The 25,092-nt window shown below is 58.1% G+C and carries 23 protein-coding genes; 13 read left to right on the forward strand and 10 right to left on the reverse strand.

The annotated features are described in order from the left end of the window. The first annotated feature begins 167 nt into the window (after window positions 1–167). From IOD40_RS19925 to IOD40_RS01170, 4 genes are all read left to right on the forward strand, one after another. Window positions 168–638: an META domain-containing protein gene (locus IOD40_RS19925; protein ID WP_198473434.1), complete on the forward strand. Its 471-nt coding sequence runs from the start codon at window positions 168–170 to the stop codon at window positions 636–638. A gap of 213 nt (window positions 639–851) precedes the next feature. Then, window positions 852–1,304: a GNAT family N-acetyltransferase gene (locus tag IOD40_RS01160; protein WP_198473436.1), complete on the forward strand. Its 453-nt coding sequence runs from the start codon at window positions 852–854 to the stop codon at window positions 1,302–1,304. A 146-nt stretch (window positions 1,305–1,450) separates the two neighbouring features. Next, window positions 1,451–4,960 carry a DNA polymerase III subunit alpha gene (gene dnaE, locus IOD40_RS01165; protein WP_198473438.1) on the forward strand — a complete coding sequence of 1,170 codons (3,510 nt, stop codon included), beginning with the start codon at window positions 1,451–1,453 and terminating at the stop codon, window positions 4,958–4,960. 206 nt (window positions 4,961–5,166) lie between these two features. Beyond that, complete coding sequence (locus IOD40_RS01170) at window positions 5,167–6,183, forward strand: TRAP transporter substrate-binding protein (RefSeq protein WP_198473440.1); 1,017 nt, start codon at window positions 5,167–5,169, stop codon at window positions 6,181–6,183. Between the two features lie 49 nt (window positions 6,184–6,232). Here IOD40_RS01170 and IOD40_RS01175 read toward each other — a convergent pair whose 3' ends face one another. After that, the gene (locus IOD40_RS01175) at window positions 6,233–6,721 is read right to left on the reverse strand and encodes a CreA family protein (protein WP_407649042.1); all 489 of its coding nucleotides are present in this window, start codon (window positions 6,719–6,721) and stop codon (window positions 6,233–6,235) included. Between the two features lie 150 nt (window positions 6,722–6,871). Further along, window positions 6,872–7,237 (reverse strand): tudor domain-containing protein, encoded by a 366-nt coding sequence (locus tag IOD40_RS01180; protein ID WP_198473442.1) that lies wholly within the window; start codon window positions 7,235–7,237, stop codon window positions 6,872–6,874. A gap of 220 nt (window positions 7,238–7,457) precedes the next feature. Between IOD40_RS01180 and IOD40_RS01185 the strand changes: the two genes are divergently transcribed. Further along, a complete protein-coding gene (locus tag IOD40_RS01185; protein WP_267905039.1) occupies window positions 7,458–8,600 on the forward strand; it encodes an MFS transporter in 1,143 nt (380 codons plus the stop codon). Between the two features lie 122 nt (window positions 8,601–8,722). Continuing rightward, window positions 8,723–9,367: an OmpA family protein gene (locus tag IOD40_RS01190; RefSeq protein ID WP_198473446.1), complete on the forward strand. Its 645-nt coding sequence runs from the start codon at window positions 8,723–8,725 to the stop codon at window positions 9,365–9,367. On the opposite strand, the gene IOD40_RS01195 is transcribed toward IOD40_RS01190, so the two are convergent. Together IOD40_RS01195 and IOD40_RS01200 are read right to left on the reverse strand one after the other, a co-directional pair. Further along, window positions 9,364–10,275: a pseudouridine-5'-phosphate glycosidase gene (locus IOD40_RS01195; protein WP_198473448.1), complete on the reverse strand. Its 912-nt coding sequence runs from the start codon at window positions 10,273–10,275 to the stop codon at window positions 9,364–9,366. The two genes, IOD40_RS01190 and IOD40_RS01195, sit on opposite strands and share 4 nt — an antisense overlap. Before the next feature lie 12 nt (window positions 10,276–10,287). Then, a complete protein-coding gene (locus IOD40_RS01200; RefSeq protein WP_210336759.1) occupies window positions 10,288–11,238 on the reverse strand; it encodes a PfkB family carbohydrate kinase in 951 nt (316 codons plus the stop codon). A 275-nt stretch (window positions 11,239–11,513) separates the two neighbouring features. Here IOD40_RS01200 and recA point away from each other — a divergent pair, with 275 nt between their 5' ends. Together recA and alaS are read left to right on the forward strand one after the other, a co-directional pair. Then, a complete protein-coding gene (gene recA, locus IOD40_RS01205) occupies window positions 11,514–12,611 on the forward strand; it encodes a recombinase RecA (protein WP_198473452.1) in 1,098 nt (365 codons plus the stop codon). A gap of 173 nt (window positions 12,612–12,784) precedes the next feature. Beyond that, window positions 12,785–15,451 carry an alanine--tRNA ligase gene (alaS, locus tag IOD40_RS01210; protein WP_198473454.1) on the forward strand — a complete coding sequence of 889 codons (2,667 nt, stop codon included), beginning with the start codon at window positions 12,785–12,787 and terminating at the stop codon, window positions 15,449–15,451. Between the two features lie 57 nt (window positions 15,452–15,508). Here the strand turns inward: alaS and IOD40_RS01215 are convergent, their stop codons facing one another. Then, window positions 15,509–15,874: a PRC-barrel domain-containing protein gene (locus tag IOD40_RS01215; RefSeq protein WP_198473456.1), complete on the reverse strand. Its 366-nt coding sequence runs from the start codon at window positions 15,872–15,874 to the stop codon at window positions 15,509–15,511. Between the two features lie 126 nt (window positions 15,875–16,000). Continuing rightward, entirely contained in the window at window positions 16,001–17,212 is a 1,212-nt protein-coding gene (locus IOD40_RS01220; protein WP_198473458.1) for an NADP-dependent isocitrate dehydrogenase, read from the reverse strand. A gap of 236 nt (window positions 17,213–17,448) precedes the next feature. Between IOD40_RS01220 and IOD40_RS01225 the strand changes: the two genes are divergently transcribed. The 5 genes from IOD40_RS01225 to ttcA all read left to right on the forward strand — a co-directional run bounded on the left by IOD40_RS01225 (window position 17,449) and on the right by ttcA (window position 21,794). After that, window positions 17,449–18,294, forward strand: a complete 846-nt coding sequence (locus tag IOD40_RS01225; protein WP_325099640.1) for an RNA methyltransferase — start codon at window positions 17,449–17,451, stop codon at window positions 18,292–18,294. Next, window positions 18,287–19,123, forward strand: a complete 837-nt coding sequence (gene murI, locus IOD40_RS01230; RefSeq protein ID WP_198473462.1) for a glutamate racemase — start codon at window positions 18,287–18,289, stop codon at window positions 19,121–19,123. The genes IOD40_RS01225 and murI overlap by 8 nt, the downstream gene beginning before the upstream one ends. A gap of 175 nt (window positions 19,124–19,298) precedes the next feature. Then, window positions 19,299–19,916, forward strand: coding sequence for a 30S ribosomal protein S4 (gene rpsD / locus IOD40_RS01235; protein ID WP_198473472.1), 618 nt, complete (start codon window positions 19,299–19,301; stop codon window positions 19,914–19,916). Between the two features lie 79 nt (window positions 19,917–19,995). After that, on the forward strand, window positions 19,996–20,925 hold the full coding sequence (locus IOD40_RS01240) for a glutaminase (RefSeq protein WP_198473474.1): 930 nt from the start codon (window positions 19,996–19,998) through the stop codon (window positions 20,923–20,925). Window positions 20,926–20,939: 14 nt separating this feature from the next. Further along, a complete protein-coding gene (gene ttcA / locus IOD40_RS01245; RefSeq protein ID WP_198473476.1) occupies window positions 20,940–21,794 on the forward strand; it encodes a tRNA 2-thiocytidine(32) synthetase TtcA in 855 nt (284 codons plus the stop codon). On the opposite strand, the gene IOD40_RS01250 is transcribed toward ttcA, so the two are convergent. From IOD40_RS01250 to IOD40_RS01265, 4 genes are all read right to left on the reverse strand, one after another. After that, window positions 21,784–23,040, reverse strand: a complete 1,257-nt coding sequence (locus tag IOD40_RS01250; RefSeq protein ID WP_198473478.1) for a multidrug effflux MFS transporter — start codon at window positions 23,038–23,040, stop codon at window positions 21,784–21,786. The two genes, ttcA and IOD40_RS01250, sit on opposite strands and share 11 nt — an antisense overlap. 84 nt (window positions 23,041–23,124) lie before the next feature. Beyond that, complete coding sequence (grxD, locus tag IOD40_RS01255) at window positions 23,125–23,460, reverse strand: Grx4 family monothiol glutaredoxin (protein WP_198473480.1); 336 nt, start codon at window positions 23,458–23,460, stop codon at window positions 23,125–23,127. A 109-nt stretch (window positions 23,461–23,569) separates the two neighbouring features. After that, entirely contained in the window at window positions 23,570–24,739 is a 1,170-nt protein-coding gene (locus IOD40_RS01260) for a hypothetical protein (protein ID WP_210336760.1), read from the reverse strand. Window positions 24,740–24,844: 105 nt separating this feature from the next. Next, window positions 24,845–25,078: a BolA/IbaG family iron-sulfur metabolism protein gene (locus tag IOD40_RS01265; protein WP_198473484.1), complete on the reverse strand. Its 234-nt coding sequence runs from the start codon at window positions 25,076–25,078 to the stop codon at window positions 24,845–24,847. Between the last annotated feature and the right edge of the window lie 14 nt (window positions 25,079–25,092).

Raw genomic sequence — 25,092 nt, forward strand, 5'->3', positions numbered from 1 at the left:
TCGCGCAACCTTTCTGCCCGAAAAAATCACAAAAATGTCTGCCTTTTGGGGTGTTTTTGACGCCAAACGCACTTGTTCTCGCCGGTTTCTGATTGGCTGATGAGGAAAGGGCATGCTTCGCTCAACCTCGCTTACGCCACAATCGCCGATACGAATGTTCGTCCATTGTGAGGAGCCTCATTTATGACCACAACCACCATCTCCCGCCGCGTCTTATTGCAGGGGCCTGCCTGATTGCTGCCGGTCTTGCCTCCCGCGCGATGGCCGACGCTCCGGAAATTCTCGAACCGGCGAATGAAAGCCTGACTCTTCACCGCGAATGGATAGTAGAGGACGTGATGGGCGGCGGCGTGATCGACAATGCGCAGCTAACGCTCAATATCGACGAAGAAGGCCGCGCCTCCGGACACAGCGGCTGCAATCGCTTCATGGGGCAGGCGACGATTGACGGCGAAAAAATCTCCTTTGGCGCTCTGGCCGGAACCCGAATGGCCTGCGCCGAAGCGCTAATGGACATCGAGCAGAAATATCTCGACGCCCTAAGCAAAACCGCTTCGTTCCGCATCGATGAGACCGAGCGAAAGCTGGTGCTGGTGGATGCGGAGGGAGAGGAAGTGGTGAGGCTGGCGGCGGGTTGAGGGGGAGAGCGCTTCTGTACCTTCCGTCGGACATCACGAAATTCGCCGCGACGATCGTGCCGAGTTGTTGACCCAGCGGCACCCCTGAATTAGAGCAACTCCGATAGCAGAAGGAGCTTCATGCGCAGAGGATTGAGCTGAGCCGCTCAAGCGGAATTGCCGGCACCCATCGGGTCGCCGAACCTCTACGCATGTTTTCCGTCTGGAGTTCTCATGAAGAACAACCCTATATCCATCCGCGCCTATGCGCCGGAAACCGACACTCACGCTCTCTCTCAGATCTGGCTCGAAGCCGCACTCATCGCTCATTCCTTTATTGGCGAGGCAACGCTTTGCGAGCAGAGAAGCTTGATTGAGAAAGTCTATCTGCCAAAGGCGGAAACATTCGTCGCTTGCAGTGATGGCGTGCCCGTCGGTTTCGTTAGCCTTCTCGGAGATTTTATCGGCGGGCTGTTTGTCGCTCCAGCCTATCAAAGCCAGGGGATCGGCCGAATGCTGGGAGAACATGCGCTTACATTGGTGAGCGAGCTATCGCTGGAGGTCTACACTGCCAATGAACAGGCAATGCGTTTTTATCAAAAGCTTGGCTTTGTCGAGCAATCACGCAGGCAATACGATGATGAAGGCTTGCCCTTCGAGAACGCCCTGATGCGGTTCAGCCGCTAAAGGAATGGCGGGCAGGGTAGTGCCTTGTCCCGCCAAAGGCTGGCATTCACAAGCTGTCCACATGTGGCTTTGTCGCTCCTAGACTTAATCGGCGTGGTCCTCGAAAATAGGACTCAGATTCTCCTCAGGCGGCCAAAGGCAGCGACATGGCATCGACAGGCGACCCGATTGTAGGGGCTGCGCAGCGCGCATCGGCGCCCGATGAAGGCAAGACGCGTTTCATCCACCTGCGGGTGCATTCTGCCTATTCCCTGCTGGAAGGCGCTTTGCCGGTGGGCAAGATCATTGGCCACGCGCTGAGAGATCGCGCACCGGCTATTGCGGTCACCGACACCAACAATCTGTTCGGCGCGCTGGAGTTTGCCCAGAAGGCGACCAAGGATGGCGTTCAGCCGATCGTTGGCTGCCAGCTGGATAGCCGGTTTGAGGAAGGGGATGATCCCTCACGCCAGCATCGCCGTGGTGGGCCGGTTCTGCAGCCTCTGTTGCTGATCGCGGCAACGGAAGATGGCTACGCCAATCTCGTTCGCCTCGTCAGCCGTTCCTACCTCCAGGGCAAGGACGATGAGCCGCCGCATATCACGCGTGACTGGCTGGAAGAACTGGCGGACGGCATCATCTGCCTGACCGGCGGAGAACGCGGTCCGATTGGTGCATGCCTGAAGAGTGGCCACCCTGCTGAGGCCGAGGATCGGCTTGTGTTCCTCAAGCGTGTCTTTGGTGATCGGCTCTACGTCGAATTGCAGCGCCAGCGCGGTTACGATCGTGCCGTCGAAAGTGCGTCTATCGATCTTGCTTACAAGCATGACCTGCCGCTCGTGGCGACGAACGAGGCGTTCTTCCCATCCTCGGAAGATTATGAGGCGCATGACGCGCTGCTGGCGATTGCCGAAGGCTCAGTGGTAGCGGTCGACGAGCGCCGCCGGCTGACAGACGAACACTATCTGCGTACCCAGGCCGAGATGGCTGCTTTGTTCGCGGATCTGCCGGAGGCACTGGAGAGCGCGGTCGAGATTGCGCGTCGCTGTTCCTATTACCCGCGTAACCGGCAACCGATCCTTCCGCGCTTTACCGGCGCGGATGTGGAGGATCCGGAAGAGGCGGTGAAGGCCGAGGCGGACGAATTGGCGCGTCAGGCCCGAGAAGGTCTCGACAAGCGCCTTGCGGCGCACGGGCCGACCAACGGCTACACAGTCGAGGATTATCGCGAACGTCTCGAATTCGAGATCGGCATCATCACCCGGATGAAGTTTCCGGGCTACTTCCTCATCGTTTCGGACTTCATCAAGTGGGCGAAGGCGCACGACATTCCGGTCGGGCCGGGCCGTGGTTCGGGTGCAGGCTCGCTCGTAGCCTATGCGCTGACGATTACCGACGTTGATCCGCTGCGTTTCTCTCTGCTGTTCGAGCGCTTCCTCAATCCGGATCGTGTCTCGATGCCGGACTTTGATATCGACTTCTGCCAGGATCGCCGCGAAGAGGTGATCCGCTATGTGCAGCGCAAATACGGGCGCGATCAGGTCGGGCAGATCATCACCTTTGGTACGCTGCAGGCGCGCGCGGTGCTGCGCGACGTGGGCCGCGTGCTGCAAATGCCCTACGGCCAGGTCGACCGGCTGTGCAAGCTGGTGCCGTCGAACCCGGCCAACCCGGTCAAGCTGAAGGATGCGGTCGACGCCGAGCCGCGCTTTGCCGAAGAGGTCGAGAAGGAGCCGGTTGTCCAGAACCTGCTCGACATCGCGATGAAGCTGGAAGGGCTTTATCGCCACGCCTCGACGCACGCCGCAGGTATCGTGATCGGTGACCGTCCGCTTTCCGAACTCGTGCCGATGTATCGCGATCCGCGATCCGATATGCCGGTGACGCAGTTCAACATGAAATATGTTGAGCAGGCCGGGCTCGTAAAATTCGACTTCCTCGGTCTGAAGACGCTGACGACGCTGGATACTGCGGTCAAGTTCATCAGACGGCGTGGAGTTGACATCGATCTGGCGAGCATCCCGCTGGACGATCAGAAGACGTATGAGATGCTGGCAAGGGGCGAAACGGTCGGCATCTTCCAGGTGGAATCTGCCGGCATGCGCAAGGCGCTGATCGGCATGAAGCCGGACTGCATCGAGGACATCATTGCGCTCGTGGCGCTCTATCGTCCGGGTCCGATGGAGAACATCCCGGTCTACAATGCGCGCAAGCACGGCGAAGAAGAGATCGCATCGATCCATCCGATGATCGACCATCTGGTGAAGGAAACGCAGGGCGTTATCGTTTACCAGGAACAGGTGATGCAGATCGCGCAGGTTCTGTCGGGCTACTCGCTCGGTGAAGCAGACTTGCTGCGCCGCGCCATGGGTAAGAAAATTCGCGCTGAGATGGACAAGCAGCGCGAGCGTTTCGTGAAGGGAGCGCTTGAGAAGGGCGTCTCGAAGCCGCAAGCCAATACGATTTTCGATCTGCTAGCGAAGTTCGCGGATTACGGCTTTAACAAATCTCACGCCGCGGCATATGCGATCGTCTCCTATCAGACCGCATATCTGAAGGCGCATTACCCCGTGGAGTTCCTGGCAGCGTCAATGACGCTCGACATGAACAATACGGACAAGCTCTCTGACTTCCGCGCTGATGCGATGCGGTTGGGGATTCAAGTTGTCCCGCCTTCCGTCAAGACTTCCTATCGTGCCTTCGAAGTCGGGGAGAACTGCATCTATTATTCGCTGGCTGCGATCAAGGGCGTGGGCGAAGCTGCAGTCGATCACATCGTCGAAAAGCGCAAAGAGAAGCAGTTCGAGTCGCTGGAAGACTTTTGCTCACGCATCGATCCACGGATCGTTGGCAAGCGAGTTTTCGAAAGCCTGATATCTGCAGGAGCGTTTGACTGCTTCGGCTATGACCGTGCGCAGCTGTTCGCCGGCCTCGAAAGAATGATGGGTATGGCGGCGCGGGCCCAGGAGAATGCCGCATCCGGGCAGGCTGACATTTTTGGCATGGGGGGCGGACCGACCGAAAAGCTGGTTCTGCCAGCCTGCGAGCCGTGGACGGCTGCGGACAAGCTGCATCGCGAATTCGCCGCCATCGGTTTCTATCTGTCGGCACATCCGCTCGACGAGTATCGCGGCGTGCTTGAAAAGATGCGCGTGCAGAACTGGACGGATTTCCAGGCGGCAGTGAAGCGAGGTGCCACTGCCGGGCGCCTTGCCGGAACGATTACAGCCAAGCAGGAGCGAAACACTCGAACCGGCAACAAGATGGGCATCGTCAACCTGTCGGACACCACCGGTCAGTTCGAGGCCGTGATGTTCTCTGAGACCCTCGCGCAATACCGGGACATGTTGGAGGCCGGCCGTTCCGTTGTGATCACGGTGGCAGCAGAAGATCGACCCGAAGGCGTGAATCTGCGCATCCAGACAGCACAGGATCTCGATACTGAAGCGTCACGTGTTCAACGGCAGATGCGCATTTTTGTCCGGGATCCGGGGCCGCTGGACGTTATCGCAGGGCAGTTGGCGACACGCGGCGAGGGACAGATATCCTTCATCGTGCTCAAGCCGGATGGCGAAGGCGAGATCGAAGTTGAGCTTCCGAACCGATACCGTCTTTCACCTCAGCTCGCCTCCGCGATGAAGGCAGTTGCGGGCGTCGTGGATGTGGAGCTGGTTTAGCGAGCCCGCTGCGGTTCTTCCTTATCTTCTACTTCAGAGGTTGAAGGTCAGGTCGGAGAGTTGCTCTGGGTCGTGTTGTCGGTAAGTGTGATTGATCAGAAGATAGGTCGATTATTGCCGAGTATTGACAATAGTTCAATAAGATAACAATCCTTTCATACGGTCGGGCAGGAGGAGATGTCGCGGTCGGTTTTGGGAGGAACATAATGATACGACGTACATCAGTGGCCTTGGCCGCTTTGTTAGCTGCATCCGTTTTGCCGGTGAAGGCAGCGGAGGTTGAGTTCAGCCTGGCGCACTGGCTGCCACCGACGCACCCGATGCATACAGGCGGGATCGCAGAGTGGGCAGACTCCGTCAGCAAGGCCTCGGACGGCCGCATCAAGATCAACATCTTTCCGGCTGCTCAACTCGGGTCAGCCGCAGATCACTACGACATGGCCAGGGACGGCATTGCCGACATTGGCTACGTCAACCCAGGTTATCAGGCCGGGCGTTTTCCAATCTATAGCCTCATTGAGGTCCCGTTCCACGTTCGGGAAGTCGATAACGGGTCTGGCGCTATCCACGAGTGGTACGCTAAGTACGCCGAAATCGAGATGCCGGACGTCAAGTTCTGCCTGACAAACCCGCACGATCCTGGCACCATTCATGCAAACACAGAGATCAAGGTTCCTGCCGATATCAAGGGCAAGAATATCCGGGCGGCCCACGCCACGATGGCGCGGTTCGTGTCTCTGCTCGGCGGTTCCAGTGTGCAGGTTCCCGCCAACGAAGCTCGCGATGCCATCTCGAAGGGTATGGCTGACGCGATCACCTTCCCGTGGAATTCCGTCTATATTTTCGGGATCGATCCGGTCGTGAACCACCATCTCGACTTCCCGTTCTACATTTCGAACCAGCTGCTACTGATCAACCGCGGCGCGTATGACGGGCTGTCCGACGAAAACCGCAAGGTGATCGACGAACACTGCACACCGGAATGGTCGCAGAAATTTTCAGCAGGCTGGGCCGAGAACGAACGTTCTGGTCGCCAGAAGATGATCGATTCAGGCACCCACATCCTCTACCAGCCAACCGAGGATGAAATCGCACTCTGGCGCGAAGCAGCAGCTCCGCTTGTTGACCAGTGGAAGGAAGACGTGCGTAAGGCGGGGCAGGATCCGGACGCCATCTATGAAGAGTATCGTTCAGCTCTTCAGAAATACGGGTCTCTCTACTAGCAATCGGTTGGGAGCGCGTCGATGGCGCGCTCCTTGGCCTCAATCCTGATCAGGGCGCGCCGTCTTTCCAGGTAACATCCTGACCAAAAAGCGGTACTGTTGAGACAGCCATTTTAGCCGAGCCGTCTTGAACTTGGCGCGAATGCGACAAGTAGATCAACGTATTGTTGTCTTTGTCGTAGATACGCTTCACGACCACGCTTTTCCAGATTAGCGATTGGCGCTGCTGAAACACCTCCTCGCCGCTTTTCCTCAGCTCAATGTCGCCAATGACGATCGGCCCTGTCTGGCTGCAGGAGATCGCGTTGTTGGACGGGTCTTCAAACCAGTTGCCTTTTTGCAGGCGGTCGATGATCCCGCGTTCAAAATAGGTGACGTGGCAGGTGACCCCTGCGATCTTCGGATCTGCGATCGCCTCAATGACGATGTCGTTGCCGAGCCAATCGACACCAACCTTGCCGACCTCCTTGGCGAGAGCGCCAAAGCTGGAAAGAGTCGCTGCCAATGCTACTGCGGTGAAGGACAGAAATTTGCTCAAGCGTCTCTCCGCTCTGCTCCTGAAGGAATGAGGTTCAGCAGGATATAGGTACTATATCGCAGTGTCGGAGGGGAGCCTGGGCCTACTGCATATAAAAACAGCCCGGCCAGTGAAAGGGCCGAGCTGTGACGTCTGAAATAAAGAAATGCTTTAGCGCGAACGGCAGAAAGCAGTGGTTGTTCTCTCCTTGTCACCATCTTCATAAATGATGGCGAGGTTCTCACCCCCAAGCGAGGTGATCTTGCCAGCGTACCAGTCGCCCGCGCCGCGGTAGTTGCATTCAATTTGGCTGCCGATCTTCCAATCGTACGGACGGACGCTCCGGCGATTAAGAACTTCGCGGTCGCCGTCATCGTAGACGACTATGATGTTTGAGCCTTTGACAGACTGAACCACGCCCGGAAACCAGTAGTTACCGTCTTGGAAACGGCCAAGAACCCAGTCGCCTGCCGTAAAAGCCTGGGCCGAGCTGAGTGACGCGCCGAGAATTGCAAGCGCCAAGAGAGAGCGTTTCACGAGGATTCCCCCCAAATAACAAATCACAAAAATTAATCCGCCGACTGAAACGGCAGATGACGCCGCGTCATGCCCCAAAGCTGATCGTACGTCCATCCTCGTGTTGGCGTTGTCCGCCTGGATCTATTGTGCCATAGCGCCGGTATCCCGTTGATCATGGTGTTTGATCCTGATGCCCGCCCAAGACGCTATAGCTTTCCGAGTTCCGCGGACGGTGTGGATGCTTGGCCTGGTGAGCCTCCTCATGGACATCTCTTCAGAGATGATCACGACGCTTTTACCGCTCTACCTGGTGAGCGGGCTCGGAGCTTCCGCGCTGGCAATCGGCTTCATCGAAGGCTTTTCTGTATTTATCGCGACCGCCACGAAGTTGTTCTCCGGTTATTTTGTGGATTGGAGCCACCGGGCGAAACCTCTTGCAGTTTTGGGCTACGGTTTAGGGGCGCTTTCCCGATTGATATTTCCACTCGCCGCAACCATTGACCAAATTGTTCTCGCAAAGGCGATGGACCGGGTCGGAAAGGGCATCCGCGGTACTCCACGTGACGCGATTATCGCCGCAGTGTCGCCGGCGGAGATTCGGGGAGCAGCTTTCGGCTTGCGCAAGTCGCTCGACACTGTCGGAGGTTTTCTGGGGCCGTTAATTGCTGTCGCGCTGATGCTGATCCTTGCTGGTGATATCGCTGCCGTCTTTTGGTGGGCAGCGGTACCCGCTGCGCTGGCGATTGGCGTGTTGGTGCTGTTTGTGCGAGAGCCCGCTCAAGGTCTGGATGCGAAAAGTGAGGCTTTCAGCTTAAGGAGAGCAATCTCTTTGAATCGCGGCGTCTGGACGGTGATCGGTTTGGCAGGATTGATCATGTTGGCCCGCTTCAGTGAGGCATTTGTTCTGCTGAAGTCGCTGGATGCAGGCTTCTCTCCCGCCTATGTCCCGCTCGCGATGGTCGTGATGCACGCCGTTTACGGGCTGGCCGCCTACCCGGTTGGCAAGATTGCAGATCGGGTGGGCGCTGCGGGCCTGCTGGCTACCAGCCTCGCATTTCTGGGCCTGGCTCATTTGCTGCTGTCAGTGGCGGATAACGTCCCACTTTTCCTGGCAGGCACGATATTCTGGGGGCTGCATATGGGCTTTTCTCAGGGCCTGCTCGGCGCTCTGATTGCGGTAAAGACGTCAGCGTGTCTGAAAGGTAGCGCTTTCGGTACCTTCAACATGGTTACAGGCGTTGTGGTTCTGGTTGGAAATCTGGCTGCCGGTTGGCTTTGGACCACCGGTGGTTCGCAGCTACCGTTCCAGATAGGCGCAGGGATTGCGTGCGCGGCAATGCTGGTGACCTTGGCGCTGCGCAAATCGCTCGTTCTGCGCTAGTGCGACTGGCACTAAGGCTATGGTCCGCTTTTCGCCGCAATCTGTGGTACAAGCGCCAACAGGGCGCGATTCAGCAGGCTAACCTGTAGCGCGGCCGGGCATATTCAGGAGAGGGATTTCCTATGAAGAAGATCGTTCTGGCACTGACTGGTGCCGTATTTCTGGCCGGCTGCACGACCGACCCTTATACTGGACAGCAGAAAGTTTCGAACATGGCGGGCGGCGCTGCCATCGGTGCGCTTGCCGGTGCGGGCGTGGGTCTGCTGGCTGGCGGTGATGATCGCCGAAACGCGCTGATCGGTGCAGGTGTCGGGGCGTTGGCGGGTGGCGCGATAGGCGGCTACATGGATCAGCAGGAAGCTGAACTTCGCCGCTACCTCCAGGGTACGGGCGTATCGGTCAGCCGCGTCGGCGATCAGATTATCCTCAATATGCCGTCGAACATCACCTTCGCGAGCGATCAGTACGATGTCGTGCCAGCTTTCTACGAGACGCTGAATGCGGTGGCGCTGGTTCTGAACAAATACAACCGAACCTATGTCGACATTAACGGTCACACCGACTCGACGGGTGGTCTGCAGCACAACCAGACCCTTTCAGAGCGCCGTGCTGATTCAGTTGCGCGCTTCCTGGCACAGGGTGGCGTCGACAGCCGCCGCTTCCAGATTCGTGGCTTCGGCCCCTCGCAGCCCATCGCGACCAATGCGACTGCAGACGGCCGCGCGCAGAATCGCCGCGTCGAGATCCATCTGACCCCATTCAGCTAAGCCGCCAGGGAAGCCGCAATCCTCGCCGCCAGACGGGCATTGTTTTCGACAAGTGCGATGTTGGTGACGAGGCTGCGGCCTGCGGTTAGCTCCAATATGGTGCTGAGCAAAAATGGCGTGACGGCCTTGCCGCTCACGCCATTTTCGTGAGCCAGGCGGTGTGCCGCCTCGATGATGCCTTTCATATCCGCTGCCGCAATTTCGTGGGTTTCCGGGACCGGATTGGCAATAAGCACGCCGCCGCCCAGTTGCAGATCCTCTCTGGTACGGAAGAAGCTGGCGATCGCGCTGACGTCATCCAGGCGTAGCGGCGCAGGGTAGGGCGATTGGCGAGACCAGAACGCGGGCATTGTGTCTGTCTGATAGCCAATAACCGGCACCCCTCGCGTCTCAAGCACCTCCAGGGTCTTCCCGATGTCCAGAATCGCCTTTGCGCCAGCTGAGACGACAATGACTGGCGTTCGCGCCAGTTCATCAAGATCGGCCGAGATGTCGAAGCTGGTAGCCGCGCCGATGTGAACGCCTCCGATGCCGCCGGTTGCGAACACTTTGATTCCGGCAAGATGGGCAGCAATCATCGTTGCCGCGACCGTCGTCCCGCCGGTGCGGTTTTGCGAAACAGCGAAGGCGAGGTCGGCACGGGAGAGCTTCATCGCGTTCGATGATTGGGCGAGTTGGTCTTTTTCCGCTTGCGACAACCCGACCTTGATGACGCCGTCGAGCACAGCGATCGTTGCCGGAGTTACGCCTTCTTCTTCAATGATCCGCTCAACCCGATCCGCCATTTCTAGGTTTTCAGGGCAGGGCATGCCGTGCGTTATGATGGTGCTTTCAAGCGCAACGACAGGCCGTCTGCGCGAAAGTGCATCCTGCACCTTGGGGGAAATATCGATGTGCCTGGAAGACATGTAGCGCAGCCCCTAACGGTTGATCCCGATTTCCGTGAAACGTTGCGGAGCGCCGACACTCGCGAGGACGACCTCGAACGTCTGGTCGTCATAGTCTGCCACGCAGCTTTCCGCAGCGATTGTAAGTGTCGACGCCGCGATTCCCCGGCGAACCGCTTCCGGAAATGCGCAGTCTGATATCAATGCTGCCGTTGCAGCACCCGCAAGAGCGTCCCCGGCACCAGTCACGTCAACGACTGCATCAGATCGCGGAGGTCGCAGCGAATAGCACCCGCTATCGTCGAACATGATCGTATCAGCCTCGCCAGCGGTGATAACTCCGCGCCTTAGTCCTGAATTTCGTAGCGCAACCATCGCCTGGGGCAAGGATGACATGCCCGATAAGGCAAGTGTTTCGAGGCGGTTCATGAAAAGACAGGACAGGGCGGGCAGGACAGGCTCGAGACGTCTTACTTTTCCCGGTGACACGGCAATTGCGAAGACGGGACGTTCTCCTGCGCTTTGTACAAGACGCTCGAGAGCGTCAGTCGGCATATTGGCATCGCAGAGCACCGCGTCGGCGGCATCGATAGCATCGCGGATCTTTCGGCGGCGCAACTGCTTGGCGAATGCGAGGTCGTAGAGCGCCATATCAGCTACGGCTGAGACGAGTTCGCCTTGGTGGTCGAGCAGAGCCGTGTAACTCGGAGTGCTACGGTCGAGAAAGACTGCTGAAAGATCGTGGATCGACCATCTGTCGAGTGAACTGCCTACGAGATCGCCGATCATATCGCCGCCGCGGACTGACATCAGGCTGACATCCGCCCCATGACGCTTCGCGTTGCGCGCTGCATTTAACGCTCCACCACCGACTTCCTCACGTAACGTGCCCGGGTTCGACGCCCCCGATCTTAGGGGCTCAAAGCTTCGGGCGCGTCGGTCAATGTGAGCTGCACCGCAACCGAAAAGGTTTGGTCTTTGCATCACCGATCCGTCCGGCTAATTCGCAGGCACAGCCTAGTGATGAGCACCCCCGGTCGCAATGGCACGTATGGTCGGCGCGGCGCGGATTTTTCCACGCCCAGGAGGGCGCTTATCGCCGCATGCAGACGCACCTTTCAAAGACAAATAGAGAACAAAAATTGATACCGCATTTATTCCAATGAGTTAGTGCTCTTGCGAAATTGGAACAAATGCAGTACAAAAAACCATTGGACACAAGACATCCGGCTTCGCGGTCCATCAAGGGGTAAGGTATCATGGCGCAGAACACATTACGGCTTGTTGAGGACGGTTCAGTGGATAAATCCAAGGCTCTGGATGCAGCGCTCTCGCAAATCGAGCGCGCTTTCGGCAAGGGCTCGATCATGCGGCTCGGCGCGAACGAGCAGGTGGTCGAGATCGAAACCGTTTCGACGGGCTCGCTCAGCCTTGATATCGCGCTCGGTGTTGGCGGTTTGCCGAAGGGACGTATCATCGAGATTTACGGTCCGGAAAGCTCCGGTAAGACGACCATGGCGCTTCACACAATTGCTGAAGCCCAGAAAAAGGGCGGTATCTGCGCCTTCGTTGACGCCGAGCACGCCCTTGATCCGGTCTACGCGCGCAAACTCGGTGTCGATCTCGAAAATCTGCTTATCTCGCAGCCTGATACTGGCGAGCAGGCGTTGGAGATCTGCGACACCCTGGTCCGCTCGGGCGCCATCGACGTTCTGGTGGTCGACTCGGTCGCCGCACTTACCCCCCGTGCGGAAATTGAAGGTGAGATGGGAGATTCGCTGCCGGGTCTTCAGGCTCGCCTCATGAGCCAGGCTCTGCGCAAGCTGACCGCGTCGATCTCGCGTTCCAACACCATGGTGATCTTCATCAATCAGATCCGCATGAAGATTGGTGTGATGTTCGGGTCACCAGAGACGACCACGGGCGGTAATGCGCTGAAGTTCTATGCTTCGGTCCGTCTGGATATTCGTCGCATCGGCGCGGTCAAGGATCGCGACGAGGTGGTGGGCAACCAGACCCGCATCAAGGTGGTGAAGAACAAGCTGGCTCCTCCCTTCAAGCAGGTCGAATTCGACATCATGTATGGGGAGGGCGTCTCCAAGACGGGTGAGATCATCGATCTCGGCGTCAAGGCTGGCATCGTCGAGAAGTCGGGTGCCTGGTTCTCCTACAATTCTCAGCGTCTTGGTCAGGGACGTGAGAATGCCAAGAACTTCCTGCGCGAAAATCCTGAGGTGATGGGCGAAATCGAACTTATGCTTCGTCAGAGCGCTGGTCTGATTGCAGAAAAGTTCCTCGAAAATGGCGGTCCGGGAGATCAGGATGGCAACGATGCGGACGATGCGGCCGCGATCTAGCCTCTTGTTCGTCGGTTGAAGCTGAGATTGGGCCGCTGGAAGCACTCCGGCGGCCTTTTCATGTGGGGATTGACTGTATTCATCCGGATTTCTGGACAGCTTGAGTGCTGGACGTTAAAAGGCCTTTCCTTTCGGCCGCAAGGGGTGCGGCCGCTCTACCTGAAGGCATCGGCATGAGTGGTGGCGTCAACGAAATTCGGTCGACTTTTCTCGACTACTTCCGCAAGAACGGGCATGAAATTGTAGCGTCGAGCCCATTGGTTCCGCGCAATGACCCGACATTGATGTTCACCAATGCGGGTATGGTTCAGTTCAAGAACGTTTTTACCGGGCTTGAATCACGTCCCTATTCGCGTGCCTCGACTGCGCAGAAGAGCGTCCGCGCTGGTGGAAAGCATAACGACCTCGACAATGTTGGTTACACCGCCCGCCATCTCACTTTTTTCGAGATGCTCGGCAATTTTTCGTTCGGGGATTACTTCAAAGCCGACGCCATCGAGTTGGCCTGGAAACTGATCACCACGGAATTTGGTCTTCCGAAAGACAAGCTTCTCGTCACCGTCTATCACACCGACGATGAGGCGGCGGATCTGTGGAAAAAGATTGCCGGTTTCTCCGATGACAAGATCATCCGGATTCCGACCAGTGATAATTTCTGGGCGATGGGTGACACCGGTCCTTGCGGACCTTGCTCCGAGATCTTCATTGATCGCGGCGAGCACATCTGGGGGGGGCCTCCCGGAAGTCCGGAGGAGGATGGCGACAGGTTCCTTGAGTTCTGGAACCTCGTCTTCATGCAGTACGAGCAGATCACCAAGGAGGAGCGGGTCGACCTACCGCGTCCGTCGATCGACACCGGCATGGGCCTCGAGCGCATGGCATCGATCCTGCAGGGCGTCGAGAGCGTCTTTGAAACCGATCTATTCCGACACCTGATCGATGCAACGGCCTCTGCTATAGGCAAGGGCCCGGATGCGTCCAATGTCGCCTCGTTCCGCGTGATCGCTGACCATCTGCGGTCTTCCTGCTTCCTGATCGCTGATGGCGTTCTCCCATCGAATGAAGGTCGTGGCTATGTGCTTCGCCGCATCATGCGTCGCGCCATGCGCCATGCGCAGCTGCTGGGTGCTGGCGATCCTTTGATGCATCGTCTCGTTCCCGCGCTAATCCGGGAGATGGGGCAGGCCTACCCTGAACTGGTGCGGGCGGAAGCACTCATCACCGAGACGCTGAAGCTGGAAGAAACACGCTTCCGAAAGACGCTTGCGCGTGGTCTGGGGCTTCTCGCAGATGCGACTGAGGGCATGGATGAGGGCGCTCGCCTCGATGGCGAAACTGCGTTCAAGCTTTATGACACCTACGGTTTCCCCCTTGATCTGACGCAGGACGCTCTGCGTCAGCGCGGTATCCAGGTTGACACGGATGGCTTCGCATCCGCCATGGAGCGCCAGAAGGCCGAGGCACGTGCGAATTGGGCCGGCTCCGGCGAGGCAGCGACGGAAACGGTCTGGTTTGGTCTACGCGATCGCCTCGGTGCAACCGAGTTTTTGGGATACGACACCGAGAAGGCCGAGGGCGTGGTTACAGCCCTCCTCAAGGACGGTGCGGAGGTTGCTGAGGCCGGCGAGGGCGAAAGCGTATTCGTCATTGTCAACCAGACGCCGTTCTACGGCGAATCCGGTGGTCAGGTCGGCGACACCGGCATCTTCACCGGTGAAGGCTTCTCGGTCGAGATCGTGGACACGCAGAAGAAGGCAGACGGGCTCTTCATTCACTCCGGAAAAATGCGTTCCGGGACTGTCAGCGTTGGTGATGCCGTCGAGATGAGGGTAGATCATGCGCGTCGTGCAAAGATCCGCGCCAATCACTCTGCGACCCATCTGATGCACGAAGCGCTGCGCGAGGTTCTGGGTACCCACGTTGCCCAAAAGGGATCGCTGGTATCGGCCGAGCGTCTGCGATTCGACTTCTCCCATCCAAAGCCGATTTCGCAGGAAGAGCTCGATGTTATCGAAAGCTATGCCAACGAGATCGTCCTTCAGAATGCCGAGGTCTCGACGCGCCTGATGGCAGTGGATGATGCCATTGCTGAGGGTGCAATGGCTTTGTTCGGCGAAAAATACGGTGATGAAGTTCGTGTCGTGCGCATGGGAACTGCGCTTCACGGCGACAAGGAAGGCAAGGCCTATTCCGTCGAACTGTGCGGCGGAACTCACGTCTCGTCGACCGGTGACATCGGTTTGGTCCGCGTGGTTTCCGAAGGTGCCGTCGCGGCGGGCGTGCGTCGTATCGAAGCTCTCACCGGGGATGCGGCTCGCCGTTATCTCGATGAGCAGGAGCGCAGGCTCAAGGCCGCCGCAGCGGTGTTGAAGGTCGCGCCCGCTGACGTCGTCACGCGTCTTGAAGCTGTGCTGGAAGAGCGCAAGAAGATGGAGCGTGAACTCGCTGAGGCACGCCGCCAGCTTGCTTTGGGAGGCGGAAGTGCCGGTGGCGCGGCTAGCGAGGCGGAGACGGTCTCTGGCGTGGGTTTCCTCGGGCGTGTCGTTTCCGGCGTTACGCCGCGCGATCTGAAGCCGCTGGCAGATGAGGGCAAGAAAACCCTTGGGTCGGGTGTCGTCGTGTTTGTTGGTACCGCAGACGATGGCAAGGCCAGCGTTGTGGTTGGCGTTACCGATGATCTGAAGGAGCGGTTCTCGGCTGTGGATCTGGTTCGGGCCGCGTCTTCCGCCATTGGCGGGCAGGGCGGCGGCGGTCGTCCAGATATGGCTCAGGCAGGTGGCCCGGACGGGTCGAAGGCGAATGATGCCATTGCTGCGGTCAAGGCGGCAATGGCTGGTTGAGCCAACACATTACTAACTGAGAAAGGCCGCTCGAGCGGCCTTTTTTGTCGGTGCGATTTAGTCTTTCCAGACTTCCATCGCATTTACGGTATCCGTGTCTGCGCTCAAAATCAGCCGGTCATTCTCCCAAACAACCTGGTCGATGGGCACAACAACATCCTGGTCGGCGTAGCCTTCCGTGCCCTCGAAATCGATGATCAGGGCTGTCGGCGTGCTTTTGTCGGTTCCCACCATATCCTCGACTTCACCAATTTTGGTGCCTGCGGCGTTATAGACGTCAAGATCATCGATCTCGTCCACCTTAGCGCTGAACGCGGTCACCTGGACGTTGTCGTCTACTTCGACGAGCGAATTTTGGGCGAAGGCATTGAGCGCCGTCACGCCGAGGGCAGCGACGGCTGCAAGGATAGTTTTGAGTCTCATAGGGAATACTCATGCTTCATCTGAGCAGGAAATGCGCGACGTTTCGAAAAGTTCACGCGCGGTGATCTGCAGAGTACCACCAAAGAAGAGGGGCGAGCAGTTTCCCGCTCGCCCCTCTTTGTTCCCTTAGGCCATTGCCTTCTGGAGGTTCTCGTCGACCTTGTCGAGGAAGCCTGTCGTCGAAAGCCACGGCTGATCGGCACCGATGAGCAGTGCGAGGTCCTTTGTCATGTAGCCCGACTCGACGGTCTGAATGCAGACCTTCTCAAGCGTGTCGGCGAACTTCTTCAGTTCCTCGTTGTCGTCCAACTTTGCACGGTGTGCGAGGCCGCGAGTCCAGGCGAAGATCGAAGCGATCGAGTTGGTCGAGGTTTCCTCACCCTTTTGATGCTGACGGTAGTGACGGGTCACGGTGCCGTGTGCAGCTTCAGCCTCAACGGTCTTGCCGTCCGGCGTCATCAGAACCGAAGTCATCAGGCCGAGCGAACCAAAGCCCTGCGCGACGGTGTCGGACTGGACGTCGCCGTCATAGTTCTTGCACGCCCAAACATAGCCGCCCGACCACTTCAGCGAAGCAGCGACCATATCGTCAATCAGGCGGTGCTCATACCAGATGCCGAGCTCCTTGAACTGCGCTGCGAACTCCTGCTCGTAGATCTCCTGGAAGATATCCTTGAAGCGGCCATCGTAAGCCTTGAGGATCGTGTTCTTGGTCGACAGGTAGACCGGCCACTTGCGAAGCAGGCCGTAGTTGAGCGAGGCGCGGGCGAAGTCGCGGATCGATTCGTCCAGGTTGTACATCCCCATCGCGATGCCAGCTGCAGGCGCGTCGAACACTTCATGCTCGATGACCTGGCCGTCTTCACCAACGAACTTCATGGTCAGCTTGCCCTTGCCCGGGAAGCGGAAGTCGGTCGCGCGATACTGGTCACCAAACGCGTGGCGGCCGACGACGATCGGCTGGGTCCAGCCCGGAACAAGACGTGGGACGTTCTTCATGATGATCGGTTCACGGAAGATCGTGCCGCCGAGGATGTTGCGGATCGTGCCGTTTGGCGACTTCCACATCTTCTTGAGGCCGAATTCCTCAACACGGGCTTCGTCCGGTGTGATGGTCGCGCACTTGACGCCAACGCCATGCTTCTGAATCGCCTTTGCGGCGTCGATGGTGATCTGGTCGTCCGTGGCGTCACGTGCTTCGATGCCGAGATCGAAGTAATGCAGGTCAAGGTCAAGGTAAGGATGGATCAGCTTGTCCTTGATGAGCTGCCAGATGATCCGGGTCATCTCGTCTCCGTCGAGTTCGACAACCGGATTTACCACCTTGATCTTTGCCATGAGCATTGCCTCACTTTCAGGGGAGGGAGCCCCAATGGCCCCGTCGAATGAATGGATTTGCGGCCCCTATAGCATCGCCGTCGGGCCAGGCAAAGGCTTCAAGGGCGTGTAATTCCGCTTCTTTGTGCATCGTGCCCTGTTCGCGTAACGGCAAGCGGCGGGATCGAGCAGAATGTCTTCAAATTGCCTGCTGGCTGTGGCAGGGACAGGGACGCAAAACAGCAGGAAGATTTGACGTGGCAGGCACTGACCGCGAGAAAGTTTTGATCCAGGAAGGACCGGCGGTTATTCTGGTCGAGCCCCAACTCGGGGAGAATATCGGCATGGTGGCCCGGGCGATGGCAAATTTCGGTCTGGCCGAGCTGCGCATTGTCAATCCGCGAGATGGCTGGCCGAACGAGAAGGCGCGATCGGCGGCTTCCAAGGCCGATCACGTGATCGACGGTGTGCGCGTCTTCGACACATTGCCCGAAGCTCTAGCCGACTTGAACTATGTTATCGCGACAACCGCTCGCGAACGGGATGGCTTTAAGCCCGTTCGAGGCCCGGTGGAGGCGGGGAGAATCCTGCGCGGACGCTTCCAGTCAGGCCAGCGGACGGGCATCATGTTCGGAAGAGAAAGGTTCGGCCTCTATAATGAAGAGGTGGGCCTTGCAGATGAAATCGTTACCTTCCCCGTCAATCCGGCATTCGCCTCGCTCAACATCGCCCAGGCGGTCTTGCTGATGTCTTACGAGTGGATGAAAGCCGGGATGGAAAACGAACTCGAGCCTGCTTTCAGGGCGCCGGAGATTGTTACTGCGCCGAAGGTTGCCTTGCAGGGAATGATCGAGCACCTTGAAGATGCCTTGGATGTGAGAGGCTATTTTCGACCGACGGCCAAGAAACCGAAGATGGTAGACAATCTGAGGGCAGTCCTTACCCGCCCCGGATTCAGCGAGGCGGAAATTAAGGTCCTCAGGGGCATCATCGCTTCCCTCGACTATTATTCACCGAAAGAACCTCGTGGTGGTTCCTATCCGGAACGTAAGGCGAAGGCTGATGCGAAAGCACATGGCCAAGAGAGTAAGGCCGATGACTGATCGGCCGGTGCTGGTCTTCGATTCTGGTGTTGGTGGCCTCACGGTTTTGCGAGAGGCGCGGGTGCTGATGCCTGACCGCCGATTCGTTTATGTCGCGGATGATGCAGGCTTTCCCTATGGCGCATGGGCCGAGGAAGCTCTGAGCTCGCACATCGTGACTCTCTTCCGAGAATTGCTTGAAAAATACGATCCCGAAATAGCAGTCATCGCCTGCAATACAGCGTCCACGCTCGTTCTCGCCGCTTTGCGGGCCGCCTATCCGGACACACCCTTCGTTGGGACAGTGCCTGCGATCAAGCCGGCTGCAGAGCGGACGCACTCGGGTCTGGTGTCAGTGCTTGCAACGCCTGGAACAGTACGCAGGCAATATACCAGGGATCTCATCGATGAATGGGCCTCGAAGGTCCATGTGCGACTGGTGGGAAGTGAAAACCTTGCTGCACTAGCAGAGGCCTACATGCGCGACGGCTTCGTTGATGAAGAGGCGGTGAAGGCCGAAATCTCCCCCTGCTTTGTCGAGATGGATGGGCGCCGAACCGACATTGTCGTCCTTGCCTGTACGCATTATCCGTTCCTCGCCAACCGTATGCGGAAGACGGCGCCTTGGCCCGTGGACTGGCTCGACCCCGCAGAATCAATCGCCAGACGGGCACTGTCCTTGTTGCGCCCGCGGCGGCGTCGGGACATGTTTGCAAATTCGGTGGGTGCCGATATCGCAGTGTTCACTTCCGGCGCCCCAGACAATGCCGCACGACGCCTCATGCAGGGTTTTGGGCTTTACCCGGAGAAGCAGGCGGTCTCCGTTGACATTGGCTATGGAATCCCATAGTTCACCCCCAGCTTCGCACCGGAAGGTGTGATGTAGTAGTTACGTGTCCCGTGGACATCTTCGCAATGCGTGCGTGGGTTGTCCTGTCAGGTCTCCGCAGTGGGGCCAGAGGAGGGCGCGTTTCCTTCACCCGAGAGCCTCGGCTTTCGGGTACAAACATTTGAAAGGGAATGCGATGAGCAAGCGCGAATCGGCCAAGTACAAAATTGACCGCCGTATGGGCGAGAACATCTGGGGTCGTCCGAAGTCCCCGGTGAACAAGCGCGAATACGGCCCCGGCCAGCACGGCCAGCGCCGCAAGGGCAAGATGTCGGACTTCGGTCTGCAGCTGCGCGCCAAGCAGAAGCTGAAGGGCTATTACGGCGATATCTCCGAGAAGCAGTTCCGTAAGACTTACGACGAAGCTGCACGCCGTCGTGGCGACACCCCGGAGAACCTGATCGGTCTGCTCGAGTCGCGCCTTGACGCGATCGTCTACCGCGCAAAGTTCGTCCCGACGATCTTCGCCGCTCGTCAGTTCGTGAACCACGGCCACGTCAACGTGAACGGCCAGCGTGTGAACATTGGTTCTTACCGCTGCAAGCCGGGCGACGTCATCGAGGTCCGTGAGAAGTCCAAGCAGCTCGTTATCGTTCTCGAGGCTGTTCAGCTCGCTGAGCGTGATGTTCCGGACTACATCGAAGTCGACCACAACAAGATGACCGCGAAGTACCTTCGCGCTCCGGGCCTGGCAGAAGTTCCGTACCCGGTTCAGATGGAACCGAACCTGGTCATCGAATTCTACTCGCGCTAATCTGGAGCGAGCGTTCGACGCTACAGGATTTGAAAAAGCCGCCTTCGGGCGGCTTTTTTGTCACTGGTCGGGGGGAGACATGACTGACCTGCAGGCACTTGTTGACGCGATCGCGGAGGAGATTCAAACGCGTGAACAGCGGGGCAAGGTTGCGGACTATATTCCGCAGCTTGCAAAGGTTGATCCTCATCATTTCGGAATAGCGATCACCACGGTCGACGGGCAGGAATTCGTCGCAGGCGACGCCGACTTGCCGTTCTCTATTCAGAGTGTCTCCAAGGTGTTCGCGCTAACCCTCGCGCTCGGCATGGTCGGCGACCGCTTGTGGAATCGCGTTGGGCGGGAACCATCGGGCTCTGCCTTCAATTCGATCGTCCAGCTAGAACATGAGAATGGTCGCCCGCGGAACCCGTTCATCAACGCCGGAGCGATCGTTGTCGACGACATTTTGCTCGGGGGACATAAGCCGCGCGAAGCGATCGGCGAAATAGTTCAGTTCGTGCGCTTCTTGGCGAATGACGATTCGATCTACATCGACCACGCCGTCGCGCGATCTGAGCAGGAAACAGGTTTTCGAAATTTTGCGCTGGCGCAGTTCATGCGCTCTTTCGGTGTAATCGAACATCCAGCCGAGCAGGTGCTTGGAGTTTATTTCCATCAATGCGCGCTGGCCATGAGTTGCCGCCAGCTTTCGAAGGCCGGCCTGTTTCTGGCGGCGAGCGGCCGGAACCCCGAGACCGGACGAAATGTCGTTTCGCGGGACAGGGCACGCCGTATCAACGCGTTGATGCTGACCTGTGGTCACTATGATGGTTCCGGCGAGTTCGCTTACCGTGTCGGCCTGCCGGGCAAGAGCGGCGTCGGCGGCGGGATACTGGCCGTTGCACCAGGGAAGGCATCCATTGCCGTTTGGTCACCTGGCCTCAATGTGAACGGAAACTCGCTTTTGGGTTCCCAGGCGCTTGAAATCATGGCACAGCGCACCGGTTGGTCAATATTCGGGGCATAGAAAAAGGACCCTAGATGAACGCCGTCACTGGTCTGCCCTTGGGGGAGGAAGATGCCTCCGCTATCCATCCCATGTTTGGGGATGCGCCATCGTCGGGTGAGTTTAACAAGCTGCGCAAGCGACTTATCCGAAACACCCGGCAGGCAATGCATGACTTTTCGATGGTCGTTCCAGGCCAACGTTGGCTTATTGCGCTATCTGGAGGCAAGGATTCCTACGGTCTGTTGGCGATCCTGCTTGATCTGAAATGGCGCGGCCTTCTTCCGGTTGAGCTCGTCGCTTGCAATCTTGATCAGGGACAGCCGAATTTTCCGAAGCACGTCCTGCCGGAGTATCTTCAGCGGCTCGGGGTCGAATACCGTATCGAGTATCAGGATACATACTCGATCGTCACGGACAAGATTCCGGAAAACAAGACATACTGCTCACTTTGTTCCCGGCTACGGCGCGGCCACCTATACCGCGTCGCACGAGAGGAGGGGTGCTCTGCCTTGGTGCAGGGGCATCACCGAGAGGATATTCTGGAAACCTTTTTCCTCAATTTCTTCCATGGCGGAAAGCTCGCGGCGATGCCGCCCAAGCTGATGAACGATGACGGGGATCTGACGGTATTGCGGCCGCTGGCTTACTGCGCGGAAGCCGACATGGCGCGCTTTGCCGAGGCAATGGCATTCCCTATCATCCCCTGCAATCTGTGCGGGAGCCAGGACGGACTGCAACGTAACGCGATGAAGGTGATGCTGGAGGAGATCGAGCGGAAAATGCCGGGGCGTAAGGATACGATGATCCGTGCGCTTGGCTGCGTGCGGCCGAGCCATCTGCTCGACCGCAATCTGTTCGACTTCGCGTCGATAGGTGTCAGTTCTTGACACCTTCCTTGCGCTGAGGGCTTGCTGCGTAGAGCTTGCCCCTTTCGGCAATGGCTGCAAGCACCAGAGCGATCACTGCCAGGCCAAAGAAGCCTGCGGCCAGTGGGGTCGTCGTCCCGTCAAACGCCTGTCCGATAGCAGCACCGATGATCCCGCCACCAAGCGTCTGGATGAACCCCTGCACGGATGAAGCCGAGCCCGCAATATGGCCCAGCGGCTCCATGGCGATCGAGTTGAAGTTCGAGCCAATCCAGCCGAACTGGAACATCGCCAGTGCAAAGAGGATGAGGAAAGGCACGAGCGGTACCTCGCCCATCATCGACCAGCCCAACCAGATCGCTGAGACAACCAAGAATCCCGTCAACGCCCCATGGGACAGTCGGCGCATGCCGAACTGAACGACGAATCGTGAGTTCAGGTAGGACGACAGCGCCATGAAGCCGGCGATAACTGCGAAAATGACCGGGAACCAGACGCCCAACTCGTAAATGCCCACGAAGACCTGCTGGGCGGAGTTGATGAACGCGAATAGCGCACCGAACACAAACGTCGATGCGAGCGTGTACATCAGGGAGAAGCGATTGGTCAGGACGATTGCAAAAGCGCTGCCGATCGAGCCAATGGTAAACGGACGCCGATCCTCCTGCGCCAGAGTCTCGGGCATTCGAAGAGCGGCCCAGGCTATAATCGCGGTGCCGATGGCGGCCATACTCACGAAGATAAATTCCCAGCCAGCGATCAGCAGCATGATCTGACCGAGTGTGGGTGCGATGACGGGAATGACCATGAACACCATGAAGATAAGCGACATGGTTTCCGCCATCAGGCGACCACCGAAACGGTCGCGTACCATCGACACTGCGATGACGCGGGTCGACGCTGCGCCAACGCCTTGCAGAAAGCGCATGGCCAGCACGCCTTCGAAGGTCGACATGAATGCCGCGCCCAGCGCCGCCACGACATATATGATCAAGCCAATCATAAGCGGCCCGCGACGTCCATAACGGTCGGAAAGTGGCCCGTAGGGCAGGAGTGCGAGAGCCATGCCGGCGAAATATGCCGAGATCACATATTGGCGATGATTCTCGTTCTCGACGCCAAGGCTGGCGCCCATCTGCTGAAGGGCGGGCAGCATGATGTCGATTGCGAGTGCGTTTACCGACATCAAGGCCGCGGCAAGCGCTATAAACTCCGCTTTCGACAGGTTGCGCGATGGCGAGATCTGTTCTCCGGTTTTGAGTTGCATCCGGAATTTCCCTATCAAGACGAGAAATGCGCCGGCGGGGCCGACGCATTCCAAACTTTTACTAATGACGCGGTAGCTGCGGTATCAGGCAGCGCCGCGCAGGCTGATGCCCCTTTCGGACATGAAGTCCTGCAATTCGTTCGCCTGGAACATTTCACGGACGATGTCGCAGCCGCCCACGAACTCTCCCTTCACATATAGCTGAGGGATGGTCGGCCAGTTGGAGTAGTCCTTAATTCCCTGGCGGATTTCGTCAGAGCTGAGGACGTTGATCCCTTTGTAGTCGACACCCAGATAATCAAGGATTTGAACAACCTGGCCGGAGAACCCGCACTGCGGGAAGCCGGGGGTGCCTTTCATGAAAAGCACGACATCGTTCGTCTTGACTTCGTTGGCAATGAAATCTTTGATCTCGCTCATCTGGCGTGTCCTTTACTGGTCGGGTTCAAGGCCCGACGTGGAATGGTCTGAACCCTATGTATTGTAGCACGGGCGAAGGTGCAATCTCGTGACGATGCGGGGAGGCAGCTCAGCGCTCGTGCAATTGCCCTTCCGGACCAATCGGGGGCATGGCTTCGTAGTCGAACTTCGCGAAGTCTGCCGCAGGGAAGGGGCCTGCCACCATCAGACCGAAATCGTATGGCGCGCGTATGTCGGTGCCCATCACGTATTGCCGATGAATCCGAAGTATATCGTATTTGATTCGCCGATAGTGGTCGGGCGTCAGCAGCCGTTTGACACGCATCTGAACCATCGGCGGTTGTTCAACGTCCGGCAACCCAAGCGCCCTTGCAACCGGCGCTTTGTAGAAATGAACCGGATCCGTTAGGCACTGTACCTCAAGCGACGATACATTCGGGTGTTTCAGGATCAGCTCTGCCCGACTTCTGAGGTTTTTGGCGGAGCGCAGAAGAGCACACTGAAGCAAGGCACCGCCAAATGTGGCGAATGTGACTTTCTTGCCTGAAAGAACATCGGGCTTCTGCTCGAGCACGGTGCCGAGGGTATGGACGGCCCAGTTGCTGCCCATGCTGTGCGAGGCCAGCAGGTACTCGTCCGCAGGCTGCGAGAGGGCTTCGAGAAGGCCTGACTCGAAATCCTTAAGGCGACGGTTCGCTCTCTCGTCGTTCTGCCGAGCCATCGCCAGGGCAAGCCGCCAGTTCGAGAACAACAGCATCGTGTGCAGCCGTTCTGCTCTGGGCAAAAACACGTATCGGAAAAACGCATAGGCCGCTGGGAGCGACCAGAGCAGATGCAGGGGCGATAATTCGGCATATAGAGGCGCGAAGCCGATTCCGGCAGTCGCGGTCAGCGCAAGCAGCATCAGCAGGAACGGAAAAAGGAAAAACAGGCCGAAGCGCCAAGCCCAGCGGAAGTAGCGGGTGAGGCCACCTTCGGCGATGACACCCAGAAACGCACCGAAACCGCGTGCGATCTGGGATGGCAGTGATGGTTCACGTAGAGCCGCAATAACCGAGCTATGTTCCAGTAGATAGAAGCGGGTCTCGGTGCGCCAGTTTGGCCCCGACGCAACGACATCAAAATACGGATGCGCGAGCGAGCCCGAGAGAGCGCCCGTCTCGATTTTACAGTTCCATTGCGTCGCCGTCTGAGCACTCGCGCGTTGGAAACGGATTCGTTGCGCTTCGGAATCAAGTGGCTCAAAGCCACAGAAGAGAACGGCGACGCGTTTCTTCACTGCGTCGCCGAGAGCCGACGCGTGCGTCGATTTCAGATCCATAAATTCAAACTCACATGAATTTTCAGGCAGCAGAAGCCGACATACGCGTCAAATGTGTGGTCTCTATTGAGGTACGCTGGTCTGAAGGGCGAGCGCATGAAGCGCTCCCCCCATATTGCCCTTCAGGGCATCATAGACCATCTGGTGCTGCTGCACGCGCGTCTTACCGCGAAAGCTTTCTGCGATCACTTCGGCTGCGTAGTGATCGCCATCGCCGGCAAGGTCGCGAATCGTGACGACGGCATCTGGAATGCCTTCCTTGATGAGCCGTTCGATTTCTTTTGCGTCCATTGCCATCTTCATTGCCCTCT

The organism is Aquamicrobium zhengzhouense (genome assembly GCF_016124105.1).
Classification (GTDB): domain Bacteria; phylum Pseudomonadota; class Alphaproteobacteria; order Rhizobiales; family Rhizobiaceae; genus Aerobium; species Aerobium zhengzhouense.